Raw genomic sequence first — 16,037 nt, forward strand, 5'->3', positions numbered from 1 at the left:
TGGGGAAACGCTCCGGCAGACGGCGCAGCCGAGCGTTCATGTTGCGGATCAGCAGAATGGTCGCGGTGGCCAGCAGCAGGATGAGGAAGAGGCCCATCGGCCCGGCCAGACCACCCGTGCGGGTGTCCCCGAAGTTGTTCTCCGCGAGCACCTGGGCAGCGGTCAGCATGGCGTTCCTCCGATGTGCGGTTGGTAACCAGGGTAGCCCTGCCGGGAATCAGCGCGCGTGCGCCGTCTCCCGCACCCCGGCGAAGAGATCGGACTCTGGCAGCGGGCTGTCGACCATCGAGCGCGCCAGCTCGTAATCCTCGGTCGGCCAGGCGCGCCGCTGGAGCTCCATCGGGACGTGGAACCAGAAGCCGTCCGGGTCGACCTGGGTGGCGTGGGCGCGCAGCGCGTCATCGCGGACCGGGAAGTATTCGGCGCACTCGACCCGGGTGGTGATCCGCGGGCCCTTGTCGGGGCGGTCCTCCCACCGCTTGAGCCACTCCTCGTAGGGCGACTCCAGACCGGCGGCGAGCATGCCCTCGTGCAAGGCCATGATCTTGCCCTTGGAGAAGCCGATGTCGTAGTAGAGCTTCAGTGGCTGCCAGGGCGTGCCCAGCTCCGGGTAGCGCTCCGGGTCACCGGCGGCCTCGAACGCGGCCACGCTCACCTTGTGGCACATGATGTGGTCCGGGTGCGGGTAGCCACCCTCCTCGTCGTACGTGGTCACCACGTGCGGACGGAACTCGCGCATCAACCGCACCAGCGGGCCCGCGGCGACCTCGACGTCCTGGAGGGCGAAACAGCCCTCGGGCAGCGGCGGCAGCGGATCGCCCTCGGGCAGACCCGAGTCGACGAAGCCCAGCCAGGCCTGGTCGACGCCGAGGATCGCCCGTGCGGCGTCCATCTCGGCACGCCGGATCTCGCCGATGTTCGCCCACACGTCGGGTCGGTCGAGCTTGGGGTTGAGCACGCTCCCGCGCTCGCCACCGGTGCACGTCACGACCAGGACGTCCACCCCCTGAGCGACATATTTCGCCGTCGTCGCCGCGCCCTTGCTCGACTCGTCGTCCGGGTGCGCGTGCACGGCCATGAGACGCAGTTGCTCTGCCAACTTCGGCGCTCCTCGTCTGTGCCGGACGGTGGACCCGACCGGGCTCGACCGGCTGACCTGCCGGGATCTTTCTTCACCGCACCCTGTCACCGGCCACCAGCGCCGGGCATGACCTGCCATTCCTGCCGCTGGACCGGGTGGGAGGATGGGGCTCTGTCATTCTTGCCGATGCCGCCGACAACAACGCCAGGAGATACCCGCCGGTGACCGAGACGCACGCCACAATTTCACCAGGCGCGCCGGTATTCCCGGCCGGGCGCTACGGCCGCCGTCGGGCACCGGGCGGAAAGCGCCGCCGTACGCTGATGGCCGCGCTGGCACTGTTCGCGCTCGTAGCGACGCTGACCGTGATCTCGGTCCGGCTCTACCGCCAGTACGGCGACCCGGTCTACGACGCCCAGGTGATCACCTACACCGACATCACGGACAAGCAGGTGCTTGTCGATTTTCGGGTGACGGTCCCGTCCGGTGGATCAGCGGTCTGCGTGCTGCGTGCCCGGGACCGTGCCGGCGCCGAGGTCGGCCGCGAAGAAGTCACCGTCACCGCCGACCCCGGGGATCGGCACGTCACGACCCGGCACCGCCTGACGACCACCGCGCGGCCGTTCATCGGTGAGGTCCTGCGCTGCCGAGCACCGTCCTGAGCTGCCCAAACAGCACCAAAAGTGGGGCCGCCGGGGCGTTCACGCCCGGTGTGTGATCCGGACACCGGCGGTGATGGCCGACACGCTGTGTCGTACCGCACTGGTAACTTGGTAGTTCACCTGTCAGCCAGCCACGCACAACTGAGGAGAACGCCTGTGTCCACTGGCAACGAGGCGCCCGCCACCTGGCTGTCCCAGGACGCGTACGACCGCCTCCAGGCCGAGCTCGACGAGCACATCGCCAACCGCCCGGTGATCGCAGCCGAGATCAACGCTCGGCGCGAAGAGGGCGACCTGAAGGAGAACGGCGGCTACCACGCCGCCCGCGAGGAGCAGGGCAAGGCCGAGGGCCGCATCCGCTACCTCCAGGAGCTGCTGCGCACCGCGAAGGTCGGCGCGGCGCCGACGGCGGACGCGGTGTCGCCCGGCATGGTGGTGACGATCTACTTCGACGACGACACGAACGACACCGAGACCTTCCTGCTCGGTTCCCGGGAGATCGCCGCCACCACCGACCTGACCGTCTACAGCCCCGAGTCCGCGCTGGGCAAGGCGATCCTGGGCGGCCGCGCCGGGCAGACCTGCACCTACACGGCCCCCAGCGGCGCCGACATCAAGGTGACGGTGGTCAGCTTCGAGCCGTTCTCCGGCTGACCGTCGCCGATCGCGTCACCCGCTTCCGACCGGGTCGACCGACGCCGGCACCCCGCTGCCGACACACCGCGCATCCGAGGCGTGACACCCACAGGTGTCACGCCTCGGCCGCGAAGACCACCTGGTAGCCGCTGGCCCGCAGGGCGCTGATCAGGGTGTCCGAATGCTCGACACCACGGGTCTCCACCGACAGCGCCACCTCCACCTCGCCGAGGCTGAGGTGCGGGTTGGCCCGCTGGTGTTCCACGTCCACCACGTTGGCCCGGTGCTCGGCGATCTGGCTGAGCAGCGACGCGAGCTGCCCCGGCCGATCCGAACAGCGCACTGTCACCCGCAGGTAGCGGCCCGCCGCGGCCAACCCGTGCTCGATCACCCGCATCATCAGCAGCGGGTCGATGTTGCCGCCGGAGAGCACCGCGACCACCGGCGTCTCCACCTCGACCACACCGGCCAGCAGCGCGGCCACACCGACCGCACCGGCCGGCTCGACCACCTGCTTGCCCCGCTCCAGCAGCATCAGCAGGGCCCGGGAGATGTCCTCCTCGGAGACCGTGACGATCTCGTCGACCAGCTTGCGCACGTGATTGAAGGTGATCTCGCCCGGCCGGCCGACCGCGATGCCGTCGGCGATGGTGGAGAAGATGGGCAGCCGGACCGGTTCCCCGGCCACCAGTGAGGGCGGGAACGCCGCCGCCCCGGCCGCCTGCACGCCGATGATCCGGACGTCCGGGCGCAACGCCTTGGCGGCCACCGCCATGCCCGAGATCAGACCGCCGCCACCCACCCCGGTGATGATCGTCTTCACCTCCGGGCACTGTTCGAGGATCTCCAGCGCCACAGTGCCCTGCCCGGCGATCACATCAGGGTGGTCGAACGGGTGGATCAGCACCGCGCCGGTGCGCTCGGCGTACGTGTGCGCCGCGACCAGCGACTCGTCGACCGTGTTCCCGGCCAACTCGACCTGCGCGCCGTACCCCTTCGTGGCGGCCACCTTCGGCAGCGGCGCGTTGACCGGCATGAAGACGGTGGCGTGCGTGCCGACCAGGCCGGCGGCGAGAGCTACGCCCTGCGCGTGGTTGCCCGCGCTCGCCGCGACCACCCCGCGCTCCCGCTCCGCGGCCGACAACCGGGAGATCCGCACGTACGCGCCCCGCACCTTGTACGAGCCGGCGCGCTGCACGTTCTCGCACTTGAGCCACGTCGGCCCGCCCAGCGCCGCGCTGAGCGGCCGGGAGGGCTCGAGTGGGGTGGTGCGGGTGACGCCAGCGAGCAACTCCCGTGCGGCCCGCACGTCGTCGAGACCGACCAGTTCCGTCATGCCCCGATCGTGCCATTCGCCCCCGGGGCACCCTGCGGCGACACCGGTGCGAGGCGTGCGGGAGACGATCACGCGGTGGCCGTCGACCCCGTTTCGACGCGGGGATAACCGGGGGCGTGGCGCGTCCACGGGGCGGCCATCTCGAACTGCCCTGCCACACCGAGCAGCAGCAGCTCCGAGCCGGGCGGACCGACCAGCTGCACGGCGACCGGCAGACCGTCGGGGCGGCGTCCGACCGGCACGACGACCGCCGGCAGGCCGGCGATGTTCCAGGGTGCGGCGTACGGCGCGTACCGGATGTTGGCTGTCATGTTCGCCCGCCAGGACCGCTCCGACCAGCGGGCCGCCTCCGGTGGCGCGCTGGCCAGCGCCGGGGTGAGGAGCAGGTCGACCGAGTGATCGGTGAAGAAGTCGACCGACCGTTGCCGCCAGGCGGCCCGGTCCGCCTCCCGCACGTAGCCGCGACGCTGCGCCCACTCGCCGAGCGCGACGTGTCGCCGGGTACGCCGTTGCAGCCCCCGCCGGTCCAGACCGGAGGCCCGGACGTCGGTCGCGGCAGCGGCGAACCAGGTGGCGATGCCCTGCAGGCCGAGCGCGGTCGGGTAGACCGGATCGGCCGGCACGGTGTCGTGCCCGGCGGCGGCGAGGAGCCGACCGGCGGCGGCGACCGCGTCCCGGTTGGGCGCGTCCGGTGCGACACCACGCACCGGGGAGCGCAGCGAGACACCCACCCGCAGCCGCTGCGGGGGGACCAGCTTCTCGGGACGCCGGCCGGCGAGCACCGAGAAGCCGACCGCCGCGTCGGCGACCGTGCTGGTCAACATGCCGTGCTCGGTGAGGCCGAACCAGTCGTCCGCCCCGAGCTGGCAGGGCACCACGCCCCGACCCGGCTTGAGCCCGACGAGTCCGCAGCAGGCCGCCGGAATCCGGATCGAGCCGAGACCGTCGTTCCCGTGCGCCATCGGCACCAGCCCGGCCGCGACCGCGGCGGCGGCACCACCGGAGGACCCACCGGGGGTACGCGTGCTGTCCCACGGGTTACGGGTCACCGCGCTGTCGTCGTCGGTGAGCGCCCACAGCCCCAGCTCCGGCATTCGGGTCACGCCGAGGATCACCGCGCCGGCGCCGCGCAGCCGACGCACCACCTCGTGGTCGGCCTCCGCCACGTCGGTGCGGGCGGCCGCCGACCCGTTCCAGGTGGGCAGGCCGGCGACCGGGGTATTCTCCTTGACCGCCACCGGAACCCCGGCCAGCGGCAGGTTGGCCAGGTCCTCCTGCTCGTCGACCTTCTCCGCCTCGGTGATCGCCGCACCGCCGCGAACGGCGCGGAACGCGGCCAGCTCACGGTCGGCTCGGGAGATGTACTCGAGGTGGTCGGCGACGACCTGGGTCGCCGAGACGTCACCTCGACGTACGCCCCGGGCGATCTGCTTGGCGGTCGCTCCGACCCAGGTCGCCATGATGTCCTGCACGGCCATCCTTCCCCAGCGGTCAGCCCAGCGCCTGCTCCAGATCGGCGAGTAGGTCGTCGACCGTCTCGATGCCGACAGACAGTCGCACGAGATCGCCGGGAACTTCAAGCGGCGAGCCGGCAGCACTTGCGTGTGTCATCCGACCCGGGTGCTCGATCAGGGATTCCACACCACCCAGCGACTCGGCGAGCACGAAGAGCTTGGCCCGGTTGCAGATCTCGACGGCGTGGTCCTCACCACCGGCGGCGCGGAACGAGATCATGCCGCCGAACCGGCGCATCTGCTTGGCGGCCACCTCGTGACCGGGGTGCGAGGGCAGCCCCGGATAGAGCACCTGGGCGACCTTGGCGTGACCGTCGAGGTACGCGGCGAGCCGCTCGGCGTTGTCGCAGTGCCGATCCATGCGTACCCCGAGGGTCTTGATGCCGCGCAGGGTGAGCCAGGCGTCGAACGGCCCGTTGATCGCGCCCATCGCGTTCTGGTGGTAGCGCAACTCCTCGCCGAGCCCGGCGTCGGCGACGACGAGGGCGCCACCGACCACGTCGGAGTGCCCGCCGACGTACTTGGTGGTCGAGTGCACCACCACGTCCGCGCCGAAGGCGATCGGCTGCTGGAGGTACGGCGAGGCGAAGGTGTTGTCCACCACCAGCAGGGCGCCCGCGTCGTGTGCCACGGCGGCCAGGGCGGCGATGTCGGCGATGCCGAGCAGCGGGTTGGTCGGCGTCTCCACCCAGACGATCTTCGTGCGGCCGGGCTGCACCGCCGCCCGGACCGCGTCCGGGTCGGAGACCTTGGCCGGGCTGAACTCCAGGCCCCAGCGCTGCGCGACCCGGGCGAAGAGCCGGTACGTGCCGCCGTACGCGTCGTCCGGGATCACCACGTGGTCACCGGGCTGGCACACGGCCCGCAGCAGGGTGTCCTCCGCCGCGAGGCCGCTGGCGAAGGCGAGACCGACCGGCCCGCCCTCCAGCGCCGCCAGGCACTCCTGGAGCGCGTCACGGGTCGGGTTGCCGGAGCGGCTGTACTCGTAGCCGAGGCGAGGTGCGCCGACGGCGTCCTGGGCGTACGTGCTGGTCTGGTAGATCGGTGGTATCACCGCGCCGGTGCGGGCCTCGGGGTCCTGACCGGCGTGGATGGCGAGCGTCTCGAAGCCGTGACTCATTCTGGTGAGGCTAGTGCCCCGTCCCGAGGGCTGGAACGGAACCCGCGCTCCCGGTGAGGGCCGGACCTTCCGGCCCGGCCCCGCGCCAGGGCGATCCCGTCAGCCGGCCGGGACCGGCAGCACGTGCAGCATCGCCGGACGGGCTCCGGTCCAGTCCCAGCTGACCGCGTAGACCCGGGCTCCGTTCGGCGACCAGGCCAGTCCTCCGGCTGGGAGCTCATCACCCAGCTCGTAGCGGGCCAGTTCGGTGCCGTCCAGGGCGAAGACGAAGACGTCCGGGGCGTAGTAGGCGTGGGCACCGGCGGCGATCCGGGTGCCGAGACGCGACAGCTCGACGGCGCGCGGGTACGGGCCGGTGGCGTACGTCGCGCTGGGCGTGGCGATCTCGGTGAACGGGAACGCCTGCACCAGGGGCGGTGAACCGGCGGCCGTGTAGAGGGTGGTGCCGGTCGGGTCGAGGGCGACGTCACGGAGGTTGCTGCCGACCGCGCTGAAGGCGTTGGTCCTGGGTGTGCTCAGTGCGCCTCCGACACCGATGTCGTACGCGTACACCGAAGCGGGGCTCAACCCCGGCTGCCCGACCAGCAGCACCGAGCGGTTCTGGCTGGCGGCAGCGAGCAGCGGAGCGCCGTAGAAGTACTGGCCGACGGCCACCCCCGTGGCCACCCGGGCCGGCTGGCGTCCCAGGTCGATCCGGCCGATGTTGCCGTCCCCCTGGCCACAGCCGTAGCCGAACCACAGGTACCGGCCGGTCAATGCCAGCGACGACGGGCACTCGCCCGCGCCGGTGTCGTACCGGGCCGACTCGACCAGCGAGCCGGTGTCGAAGGCGGCGATGGCGTTGGCGGTGGGCAGCGCCACGTAGAGGGTCCGCCGGTCGGCGCTGAGCATCAGCTCGGTGGGGCCGGGCAGGCCCGACAGCGTGCCGAGCACAGTGCCTGTCGCGCTGGTCACCACGACATCGGTGGCGGAGCTGCCACCGCTGACGAAGACCCGGTCACCGGCCGACACCACGTCGGCCACCGTGTTCAGCGGCAGTGGGGTGGCGGTCTGCGCGGCGGCCGCCTGGGCATGGCCCGGGGCCGCGCCGGTGAGCAGCCCGGCGGTCAGCGCCGCCAGCGCCAGGGTGAGACCTCTTCTGATCTGCAAGCTTCGTCCTCTCAGAGCGTCGACGCGGACGCCGACGGCCGGGATCACCCCGCGCTCATTCATTCACGCAGATGACTACCACAGCCGGTTCAGGCGTGGGGGGCGCCGTGACCCGCGAGGCCGCCGGCATAGCCTGGCCCGATGAGCGGTTGCGTGTTCTGCGGGATCGTGACGGGCGAGGTGCCGGCGTTCCGGGTGGCCGACACCCCGGACGGGGTGGCGTTCCTGGACACCCGGCCGGTGTTCAAGGGGCATGTCCTGGTGGTGCCCCGGCCGCACCTGGTGACCCTGGCGGAGTTGCCGGCCGATCTGCTGCCCGCCTACTTCGCCATGGTTCAGCGGCTGGCGGTGGCGGTGGAGACCGCCCTCGGCGCCGGTGGGACGTTCGTGGCGATGAACAACAAGGTGTCCCAATCGGTGCCCCACCTGCACACCCACGTGGTCCCGCGCACCAAGGGCGACGGGTTGCGGGGCTTCTTCTGGCCGCGCACGAGGTACGACGACGACACCGAAGCCCAGACGTACGCGGACCGGATCGCGGCAGCACTGCCCGACGGGGCCTGACTGACGGTCACGCGGGTAAGGAAGCTGGACCCTCCGGTGTTACACGCTGGGAGAGGTACGAGAGGAGATCCCCACCGTGTTTTTGCGCCGTATGAACGCCGATATGGTCTCGCCCGACCAGGCCCTGCCGGGCCGTCCGATCGCCATGCCGGTCGCCGACCGCCACGAGGTGCTGGGCACGCCGTTGCAGGGCCCGTTCCCTGAGGGCCTCCAGGTCGCGGTCTTCGGCATGGGCTGTTTCTGGGGTGCCGAGCGGCTGTTCTGGACGCTGCCCGGCGTCTACACCACCTCCGCCGGCTACGCGGGTGGCATCACCAAGAACCCGACGTACGAGGAGACGTGTTCCGGCCGGACCGGGCACGCCGAGGTCGTCCAGGTGGTGTACGACCCCAGCAAGATCAACTATGAGGATCTGCTGAAGGTCTTCTGGGAGAACCACGACCCGACCCAGGGCATGCGCCAGGGCAACGACGTGGGCACCCAGTACCGCTCGGCCATCTACACGACCACCGACGAGCAGCGGACCATCGCTGAGTCGTCCCGCGACGCGTTCCAGCCGATCGTGACGCGGGCCGGCAAGGGTGCGATCACCACTGAGATCGCCCCGCTCGGCAGCTACTACTTCGCCGAGGACTACCACCAGCAGTACCTCGCGCCGACCAAGAACCCGAACGGGTACTGCAACCACGGCCCGAACGGGCTGAGCTGTCCGGTCGGCGTGGCCCGTGTCGGCGGCTGACCACGACGCACCATTCTGTCGGGGTGCGGCGCTCGCCGCGCCCCGACAGCTGTGCGGCTCCAACCCGTTTCGCAGCGGGTCGGGCGACGAGATCCTGGTCGTCTTCACCGCGGCGAAGATGAGGGCGATGGGGTACGCCGACCCGACCTCCGCCACCTGAGCCACCGCCGTTCGGCCGCCCCCGGAGGTGTCCGGGCATTCCCGTTCGGCCCTGTGATCGAAATCCGTTGCCGAGCCCGACGAGAACTCGATAACGTGGCCGTACACGTGAAAGGAGGTGGTCCAGACTTGTATAGCAATCGGACTCGTGAGGTGGCTGTCAGCTAGCCGCTGTCCTCGACAGTGATCGGTCTGCCGCGAGGCGGGCAAAAGCACCATCGTCGAGACCGTGTGGCAGCGGTGCGGCGAATCCACGACAGCCACCCGACCCCCGGGGTGCCGGCCAAGTCCAGCCGGCCCGCGCACATGCGCGGAGCGCCCCGGGGGTCGCTCCATATCCGCGGGAGTGGCGATGTCCATGCGCGAGCTGGTGGTGCTGGGGACGGCCAGCCAGGCGCCGACCCGTCAGCGCAACCACAACGGGTACGTGTTGCGTTGGGACGACGAGGTGATCCTCTTCGACCCGGGTGAGGGCAGCCAGCGCCAGCTCCTGCACACCACCGTCACCGCCACCGACCTGACCCGGATCTGCGTCACCCACTTCCACGGCGACCACTGCCTGGGCCTGCCCGGCACCATCCAGCGGCTCTCCCTGGACCGGGTGGCCCACCCGGTCGCTGTGCACTTCCCCGCCGGCGGTGCCGAATACTTCGCCCGGCTGCGGTACGCCACCTCGTTCTACGAGACCGCCGAGCTGCGGGTCGAGCCCATCGAGGCGGACGGGCAGCGGATCGCCCTGCGCTGCGGCACGCTGGAGGCACGCCGGCTCCGGCACCCCATCGAGACGTACGGTTACCGGCTGGTCGAGCCGGACGGGCACCGGATGCTGCCGGAGAAGCTGGCCGCGTACGGCATCGCCGGGCCGGCCGTCGGCGAGCTGATCCGCGTCGGGCACCTGGACCTCGACGGGCGCCGCGTCACCCGGGCCGACGTGGGCGTGCCCCGGCCGGGGCAGCGGTTCGCGTTCGTGATGGACACCGGCCTCTGCGACGGGGTGTACGCCCTCGCCGAGCACGCCGACCTGCTGGTCATCGAGTCGACGTTCCTGGAGTCGGAGGCCGCGCTCGCCGCCGAGGTCGGCCACCTGACCGCGGCGCAGGCCGCCCGGGTGGCGACCGAGTCCGGGGTACGCCGGCTCGTACTCACCCACTTCTCCCAGCGCTATCCCGACCCACGCCGGTTTCACGACGAGGCGCGCGCGCACTTCGACGGCGAGTTGATCATCGCCGAGGATCTGACCACGGTGCAGGTTCCGCCCCGCCGGGTAGCCTCGGCCGGGTGACCGTCACGCTCCGCCCCGCGACCGAAGGCGACCTGATGGCGGTGGGTGCCCTGCACCAGCGCTCCCGGGTCGCCGCGTACTCCGCCTTCGTGCCGGCCGAGGCACTGGCCGACCCGACACCGGAGGCGATGGGGCGGTACTGGGTCGAGCGGTGGATCTGGGAGCGGGACACCCACCGGATGACAGTGGCCGAGCGGGCCGGGGCGCTGGTCGGGTTCAGCCACCTGGGCCCGGACGACGAGGACGACCCCGCCACCGGGCTGCTCAACGCGATCCACCTCGACCCTGCCGAGCAGGGCCGTGGCGTCGGCCGCACCCTGATGGTGGACGCCCTGGATGCCATGCGGGCGCAGGGCTGGCGGCGTGCCGTGCTCTGGGTGCTACGGGACAACGCCCACGCCCGTTCCTTCTACGAACGCGGCGGCTGGACCCCCACCGGCGCCGAGCGCGCGGAACACATAGGCAACGCCCTAACGCCCCAGATCCGCTACACCCGCCCCCTCTAACCCACCCCACCCCACCCCACCCAACCCGCGCCGATCTTGCACTTCCTGTCGGGACAAAACCTGACAAGAGCCGCGTTCGGGCGACAGTAAGTGCAAGATCGACGAGGCGGGGGGCGGGGGCGGGGGGGGCGCGGGGGTTAGTGGGCTCCCAGGTGGGACAGGAGGTCTTGGCGGGTCAGGACGCCCTTGGGCTTGCCGTCGACGAGGACCAGCGCGGCGTCGGACTTCTCCAACATGCCCACCGCCTCGCTCACCGGCTGACCACCGCCGATCATCGGCAGCGGGTCGCCCATGTGCCGCTCGATCGTGTCGTGCAGGTGGGCCTGGCCGGTGAACAGCGCGTCGAGCAGGTCCCGCTCGGCGATCGAGCCGGCGACCTCACCGGTCACCACCGGCGGCTCGGCCTTGAGCACCGGCAGCTGCGAGACGCCGTACTCGCGCATGTAGTCGATCGCGTCGCGGACGGTCTCGGTCGGGTGCACGTGCACCAGCTCGGGCAGGCCGCCCGGCTTGCTGGCCAGCGCGTCGGCCACCGTCGGCTCTGCGCCCGAGTTGTCGAGGAAGCCGTACCGGGCCATCCACGAGTCGTTGAAGATCTTGGAGAGGTAGCCGCGGCCGCCGTCGGGCAGCAGCACCACCACCACGTCGTCCGGACCGGCCCGGCGGGCGACCTCCAGAGCAGCGACCACCGCCATGCCGCAGGAACCGCCGACCAGCAGCCCCTCCTCGCGGGCCAGTCGCCGGGTCATCTCGAAGGACGCCTTGTCGGAGACCTCCACGATCTCGTCGGCGACACCCCGGTCGTACGTCTCCGGCCAGAAGTCCTCGCCGACGCCCTCCACCAGGTACGGACGGCCGGTGCCCCCGGAGTAGACAGAGCCCTCCGGGTCGGCCCCGATGACGCGCACCCGACCCTCGGACGCCTCCTTGAGGTAGCGGCCGATGCCGGAGATGGTGCCGCCGGTGCCGACGCCGGTCACGAAGTGGGTGAGTTCGCCGTCGGTCTGCTTCCACAGCTCCGGACCGGTCGTCTCGTAGTGCGAGCGCGGGTTGGCCGGGTTGCTGTACTGGTTGGGCTTCCAGGCGCCGGGGATCTCCCGGGTCAGCCGGTCCGAGACGTTGTAGTACGAGCGCGGGTCCTCCGGCGCTACGGCGGTCGGGCAGACCACCACCTCGGCGCCGTACGCCCGGAGCACGTCCTGCTTGTCCTGGCTGACCTTGTCGGGGCAGACGAAGACGCACTTGTAGCCCTTGAGCTGGGCCACCAGGGCCAACCCGACACCGGTGTTGCCGCTGGTCGGCTCGACGATGGTGCCACCGGGCTTGAGCAGGCCGGCGGCCTCGGCGTCCTCCACCATCCGCAGCGCGATCCGGTCCTTCACCGAGCCGCCCGGGTTGACGTACTCCACCTTGGCCAACACTGTGGCCTGGATGCCCTCGGTGACGTTACGCAGACGCACCAGCGGGGTGTTTCCGATCATGTCGACGACGTTGTCGTAGTACTGCACGGTGTGCCCTTCGTTGCGGCGCCGGCGGTGGGCGACCGGGAAGACGATTGCTCACCGCCCAGCGTACGTGTCGTCAGGGCACCAACCCCCCGGGGATGACCGAGCTACGGCGGGCCTCCCACTCGAGGAACCGGTCGGTCTCGGCGAGCACGCTGCCAGCCAACCAGGTGACCATCACCGCGTCGTCGGCCAGCCCGAAGATCGCCAGCGGGATCTCCGGGAGCAGGTCGATCGGCGAGACGATGTACGCCGTCGCCGCGGTCATCAGGGCCAGCCGAAGGCCGCCGTCGTACTCCCCCTTTGTGGTGGCCCTGATCATCCGGGGCAGCGCTGCCAACCGCGTGCCGATCGACGGCCCGTTGCGCGCCCCGGCCGCCAGGGCCCGCGCCAGGGCCGTGAACGCCGCGCTGCGCTTCAGTGTCTTACCCATCGTCGCGCTCCTCTCCGCCGGATCAGCGTGGCGGGTCGGCGCAAGTCGGCCGGCCTCTGGAACCCAGGTACCCCGTCGCGTCGGTTTCCAGGCACCCGGGTGCCGTCACGACGACAGCGGTGTGTCGGGCCAGCGCGATAATGTCGAGATATGGGGGTGGCAGGTTTCGTCGTACCCGATGAGCGCTGGCGGCAGGCCAGGCGCGTCGCCCTGCTGGCGGCCATCGGGACAGGTGCCACCGCGGCGGCCGTGGTGGCGACCGGCGGGGTGCTGGTCGGCCAGGCACGCCAGGCACGACGGACCATCCCGATGGCCGAGGCGCCGCCGCCCCGCTGCGACGGGATGTACGGCGCGAAGTTCCCCGGCCCGGCGCTCACCATGGTCGTGCTCGGTGACTCGTCGGCGGCCGGCTACGGGGTGCACCGCCGTCGGGAGACGCCCGGGGCGCTGCTCGCCACCGGCCTGTCCCGTCGACTGCACCGGCCGGTGCAGCTGCACCGCTTCGCGGTGGTCGGCGCCATCTCGGCGGCGCTGCGCCACCAGGTGGAGGCGGCGCTGGAGTGCCGACCCGACATCGCGGTGATCCTCATCGGCGGCAACGACATCACCAACCGCACCCCGCGCGGCCTGGCGGTGCGCTACCTGGTCGAGGCGGTGCACACCCTGCGTGACGCGGGATGCGAGGTGGTCGTCGGCACCTGCCCCGACCTGGGCGCGATCCGCCCGATCCAGCCTCCTCTGCGCTGGCTGGCGCACCGCTGGAGCCGCCAGCTCGCGGCCGCCCAGACGGTGGCCGTGGTCGAGGCGGGCGGGTGGACGGTCTCGCTCGGTGACCTGCTCGGCCCCCGGTTCGCGGCCGAACCGACCCGGATGTTCGCCTGGGACCGGTTCCATCCTTCCGCCGAGGGGTACGCGATGGCCGCCGCCGCGCTCCTGCCGACGATGCTCTCCGCCCTCGGCGCGACCCCGGAACGACGGGCCACACCGACGCTCGGGGACGGCGTACGGTCGCTGCCGAGGGCCGCGCAGGAGGCGGCCCGACACGCCGGCACGGAGGTCAGCGGCGTCCAGGTACGAGGCCGCGATCGGGGGCCGGCCGGCCGGTGGGCGCAGCTGCGCCGACGGGCGTTCTTCGGTGTCGGCGCGGTGCCGCAGCACGGGTCCGCCTCGGACACCTCGACAGTGGAGGGACTGGCATGAACGAGCGCAGCGCGCGGAGCGTGACCTCCGGCGTCGCCGGCCGACTGGGTCGGGCGGCGGCGATCTCGCTGTTCGCCGGCACTGTCGGGGGCGCCGCCGTCCTCGCAGGTGAGGCGTTCATCGCCCGGCACCGACGCTACGCCGAACCGGAGCTCGGCCTTGCCCTGCGCGCCACGATCGGCCGGGCGGGCGCTGCCCCGCTGCGGCTGGTGTTGCTGGGCGACTCGTCGGCACTGGGCGTCGGTGTCGACCGTCTGGAGGACACCATCGGCGGGCAGTTGGCCAACCTGCTCGCCGAGGGGCCGGCCGGCCGTAGGGTGCACCTGTCCAGCGTCGGCGTCTCCGGGTCCCGCTCGACGGACCTCGCCACCCAGGTGGCCCGGGCCCTGCTCGGCGAGCGGCCCGACGTGGCGTTGATTCTGATCGGCGCGAACGACGCCACCGGGCTGCGCCGGCCCTCCGACGCGGCGGCCTATCTCGGCGCCGCGGTGCACCGCCTGCGCGAGGCACGCGTCGAGGTGGTGGTGGGCACCTGCCCCGACCTCGGGGCCGTGCGTGCCATCGCGCCTCCGCTGCGCCAGGTGGTCGGCTGGTCCGGGCGTCGGGTGGCCCGCGCGCAGACCACTGCCGTGCTGGAGGCGGGCGGCTCGGTGGTCGACCTGGCGACCGAGACCGGGCCGGTGTTCCGGGCCGACGCCGGGACGCTCTGCCAGGACGGCTTCCACCCCTCCGCCGACGGCTACCGGGTGTGGGCGCACGCGCTGCTACCGGCCATCGTCGCCGCGGCGGCGGCCACGGCCCGGCGCTAGATCCCCCCGGCCAGGGTGACATTTCCCGCCGCGTCCGCTTCTTCCGCGCGATGTTACCGGCGGGTTAACGTTGGTCCATGCCGATTGAGTCGTCCCGCGACGCCGTCATCGTCGCCACCGCCCGCTCCCCCATCGGCCGGGCGCACAAGGGTTCCCTGCGCGACGTCCGCTCCGACGACCTCGCCGCGACCATCGTCCAGGCCGCGCTGGACAAGATCCCCGCGCTTGATCCGACCACGATCGACGACCTCTACCTCGGGTGCGGCCTGCCCGGCGGCGAGCAGGGCTTCAACATGGCCCGGGTGGTGTCCACGCTCCTCGGTCTGGACACTGTCCCCGGCGCCACGCTGACCCGCTACTGCGCCTCCTCGTTGCAGACCACCCGGATGGCGATGCACGCCATCCGGGCCGGCGAGGGCGACGTGTTCGTCTCCGCCGGGGTGGAGATGGTTTCCCGCTACGCCCGGGGCAGCTCCGACGGGCTGCCGCCCGAGGCGCAGGCCCTGGTCGGCGGCCGCTGGGAGAACCCCCGCTTCGGCACGGCGGCTGAGCGCTCGAAGCGCCGCGCGCAGGGCGACGCCGAGGTGTGGACCGACCCGCGTGAGGCCGGCGAACTGCCCGACATCTACCTGTCCATGGGGCAGACCGCGGAGAACCTGGCCCAGGTGTACGACGTCAGCCGCGCCGACATGGACGAGTTCGGCGTACGCAGCCAGAACCTCGCCGAGAAGGCCATCACCGACGGTTTCTGGGCCCGGGAGATCACCCCGGTGACCACGCCGGACGGCACAGTGGTGAGCACCGACGACGGGCCCCGGGCCGGCGTCACCCTCGACGCGGTCGGCGGCCTGAAGCCGGTGTTCCGCCCGGACGGTCGGATCACCGCCGGCAACTGCTGCCCGCTCAACGACGGCGCCGCCGCAGTGGTGGTGATGAGCGCCCAGCGGGCCGAGGAACTCGGGCTCACCCCGCTGGCCCGGATCGTCTCAACCGGCGTGACAGCCCTGTCGCCGGAGATCATGGGTCTCGGGCCGGTCGAGGCGTCCCGGCAGGCGCTGCGCCGAGCCGGCATGACCATCGACGACGTCGACCTCGTCGAGATCAACGAGGCGTTCGCCGCGCAGGTCATCCCCTCCTACCGCGAGCTGGGCATCCCGGAGGAGAAGCTGAACGTGATGGGCGGGGCCATCGCGGTCGGCCACCCGTTCGGCATGACCGGTGCCCGGATCACCGGCACCCTGCTCAACGCACTGGAGTGGCACGACAAGACCATCGGTCTGGAGACCATGTGCGTGGGCGGTGGCCAGGGCATGGCCATGGTGCTCGAACGGCTCAGCTGAGC

General features: G+C 71.8%; 17 protein-coding genes. 10 read left to right on the top strand and 7 right to left on the bottom strand.

The features are described 5' to 3' along the window. Positions 1-217: 217 nt before the first annotated feature. Complete coding sequence (gene mca / locus ABZ749_RS04035; RefSeq protein ID WP_357222516.1) at positions 218-1,099, bottom strand: mycothiol conjugate amidase Mca; 882 nt, start codon at positions 1,097-1,099, stop codon at positions 218-220. A 203-nt stretch (positions 1,100-1,302) separates the two neighbouring features. Between mca and ABZ749_RS04040 the strand changes: the two genes are divergently transcribed. After that, positions 1,303-1,743, top strand: a complete 441-nt coding sequence (locus ABZ749_RS04040; RefSeq protein ID WP_357196770.1) for a DUF4307 domain-containing protein — start codon at positions 1,303-1,305, stop codon at positions 1,741-1,743. A gap of 156 nt (positions 1,744-1,899) precedes the next feature. Then, positions 1,900-2,397 (top strand): transcription elongation factor GreA, encoded by a 498-nt coding sequence (greA, locus tag ABZ749_RS04045; RefSeq protein WP_357196766.1) that lies wholly within the window; start codon positions 1,900-1,902, stop codon positions 2,395-2,397. A gap of 97 nt (positions 2,398-2,494) precedes the next feature. Here greA and ilvA read toward each other — a convergent pair whose 3' ends face one another. The 4 genes from ilvA to ABZ749_RS04065 form a co-directional block, all read right to left on the bottom strand. Then, positions 2,495-3,715: a threonine ammonia-lyase gene (ilvA, locus tag ABZ749_RS04050; RefSeq protein ID WP_357196763.1), complete on the bottom strand. Its 1,221-nt coding sequence runs from the start codon at positions 3,713-3,715 to the stop codon at positions 2,495-2,497. A 68-nt stretch (positions 3,716-3,783) separates the two neighbouring features. Next, a complete protein-coding gene (locus tag ABZ749_RS04055; protein ID WP_357222518.1) occupies positions 3,784-5,193 on the bottom strand; it encodes an amidase family protein in 1,410 nt (469 codons plus the stop codon). A gap of 13 nt (positions 5,194-5,206) precedes the next feature. Next, entirely contained in the window at positions 5,207-6,349 is a 1,143-nt protein-coding gene (locus ABZ749_RS04060) for a cystathionine gamma-synthase (RefSeq protein ID WP_355005630.1), read from the bottom strand. A 99-nt stretch (positions 6,350-6,448) separates the two neighbouring features. Further along, entirely contained in the window at positions 6,449-7,498 is a 1,050-nt protein-coding gene (locus tag ABZ749_RS04065) for a hypothetical protein (protein WP_357222520.1), read from the bottom strand. Positions 7,499-7,639: 141 nt separating this feature from the next. Here ABZ749_RS04065 and ABZ749_RS04070 point away from each other — a divergent pair, with 141 nt between their 5' ends. From ABZ749_RS04070 to ABZ749_RS04090, 5 genes are all read left to right on the top strand, one after another. Beyond that, on the top strand, positions 7,640-8,062 hold the full coding sequence (locus ABZ749_RS04070) for an HIT family protein (protein ID WP_357222522.1): 423 nt from the start codon (positions 7,640-7,642) through the stop codon (positions 8,060-8,062). A gap of 76 nt (positions 8,063-8,138) precedes the next feature. Continuing rightward, positions 8,139-8,801 carry a peptide-methionine (S)-S-oxide reductase MsrA gene (gene msrA / locus ABZ749_RS04075; RefSeq protein ID WP_355005633.1) on the top strand — a complete coding sequence of 221 codons (663 nt, stop codon included), beginning with the start codon at positions 8,139-8,141 and terminating at the stop codon, positions 8,799-8,801. After that, a complete protein-coding gene (locus tag ABZ749_RS04080) occupies positions 8,788-8,961 on the top strand; it encodes a hypothetical protein (RefSeq protein WP_357222525.1) in 174 nt (57 codons plus the stop codon). Before msrA ends, ABZ749_RS04080 begins: the two co-directional genes overlap by 14 nt. Before the next feature lie 351 nt (positions 8,962-9,312). Beyond that, a complete protein-coding gene (locus ABZ749_RS04085) occupies positions 9,313-10,242 on the top strand; it encodes a ribonuclease Z (protein WP_357222527.1) in 930 nt (309 codons plus the stop codon). Continuing rightward, positions 10,239-10,748, top strand: a complete 510-nt coding sequence (locus tag ABZ749_RS04090; protein ID WP_357222529.1) for a GNAT family N-acetyltransferase — start codon at positions 10,239-10,241, stop codon at positions 10,746-10,748. The genes ABZ749_RS04085 and ABZ749_RS04090 overlap by 4 nt, the downstream gene beginning before the upstream one ends. A 137-nt stretch (positions 10,749-10,885) precedes the next feature. Here the strand turns inward: ABZ749_RS04090 and ABZ749_RS04095 are convergent, their stop codons facing one another. Then, on the bottom strand, positions 10,886-12,256 hold the full coding sequence (locus tag ABZ749_RS04095) for a cystathionine beta-synthase (protein WP_355005636.1): 1,371 nt from the start codon (positions 12,254-12,256) through the stop codon (positions 10,886-10,888). A 73-nt stretch (positions 12,257-12,329) separates the two neighbouring features. Then, positions 12,330-12,686: a YkvA family protein gene (locus ABZ749_RS04100; RefSeq protein ID WP_112582466.1), complete on the bottom strand. Its 357-nt coding sequence runs from the start codon at positions 12,684-12,686 to the stop codon at positions 12,330-12,332. Between the two features lie 150 nt (positions 12,687-12,836). Between ABZ749_RS04100 and ABZ749_RS04105 the strand changes: the two genes are divergently transcribed. The 3 genes from ABZ749_RS04105 to ABZ749_RS04115 all read left to right on the top strand — a co-directional run bounded on the left by ABZ749_RS04105 (position 12,837) and on the right by ABZ749_RS04115 (position 16,035). Next, the gene (locus ABZ749_RS04105; RefSeq protein WP_357222531.1) at positions 12,837-13,886 is read left to right on the top strand and encodes an SGNH/GDSL hydrolase family protein; all 1,050 of its coding nucleotides are present in this window, start codon (positions 12,837-12,839) and stop codon (positions 13,884-13,886) included. Beyond that, entirely contained in the window at positions 13,883-14,695 is an 813-nt protein-coding gene (locus ABZ749_RS04110; RefSeq protein WP_357222533.1) for an SGNH/GDSL hydrolase family protein, read from the top strand. The genes ABZ749_RS04105 and ABZ749_RS04110 overlap by 4 nt, the downstream gene beginning before the upstream one ends. 77 nt (positions 14,696-14,772) lie before the next feature. Further along, positions 14,773-16,035 (top strand): acetyl-CoA C-acetyltransferase, encoded by a 1,263-nt coding sequence (locus tag ABZ749_RS04115; RefSeq protein WP_357222535.1) that lies wholly within the window; start codon positions 14,773-14,775, stop codon positions 16,033-16,035. The last annotated feature ends 2 nt before the right edge of the window (positions 16,036-16,037 follow it).

It is taken from the genome of Micromonospora sp. NPDC047753 (assembly GCF_040642735.1).
Classification (GTDB): Bacteria; Actinomycetota; Actinomycetes; order Mycobacteriales; family Micromonosporaceae; genus Micromonospora.

Excerpts from the sequence above, each read along its gene's own strand:
- ilvA (WP_357196763.1), bottom strand. The coding sequence starts at position 3,715 with ATGACGGAACTGGTCGGTCTCGACGACGTGCGGGCCGCACGGGAGTTG.
- ABZ749_RS04055 (WP_357222518.1), bottom strand. The coding sequence starts at position 5,193 with ATGGCCGTGCAGGACATCATGGCGACCTGGGTCGGAGCGACCGCCAAG.
- ABZ749_RS04060 (WP_355005630.1), bottom strand. The coding sequence starts at position 6,349 with ATGAGTCACGGCTTCGAGACGCTCGCCATCCACGCCGGTCAGGACCCC.
- ABZ749_RS04070 (WP_357222522.1), top strand. The coding sequence starts at position 7,640 with ATGAGCGGTTGCGTGTTCTGCGGGATCGTGACGGGCGAGGTGCCGGCG.
- ABZ749_RS04085 (WP_357222527.1), top strand. The coding sequence starts at position 9,313 with ATGTCCATGCGCGAGCTGGTGGTGCTGGGGACGGCCAGCCAGGCGCCG.
- ABZ749_RS04100 (WP_112582466.1), bottom strand. The coding sequence starts at position 12,686 with ATGGGTAAGACACTGAAGCGCAGCGCGGCGTTCACGGCCCTGGCGCGG.
- ABZ749_RS04105 (WP_357222531.1), top strand. The coding sequence starts at position 12,837 with ATGGGGGTGGCAGGTTTCGTCGTACCCGATGAGCGCTGGCGGCAGGCC.
- ABZ749_RS04110 (WP_357222533.1), top strand. The coding sequence starts at position 13,883 with ATGAACGAGCGCAGCGCGCGGAGCGTGACCTCCGGCGTCGCCGGCCGA.
- ABZ749_RS04115 (WP_357222535.1), top strand. The coding sequence starts at position 14,773 with ATGCCGATTGAGTCGTCCCGCGACGCCGTCATCGTCGCCACCGCCCGC.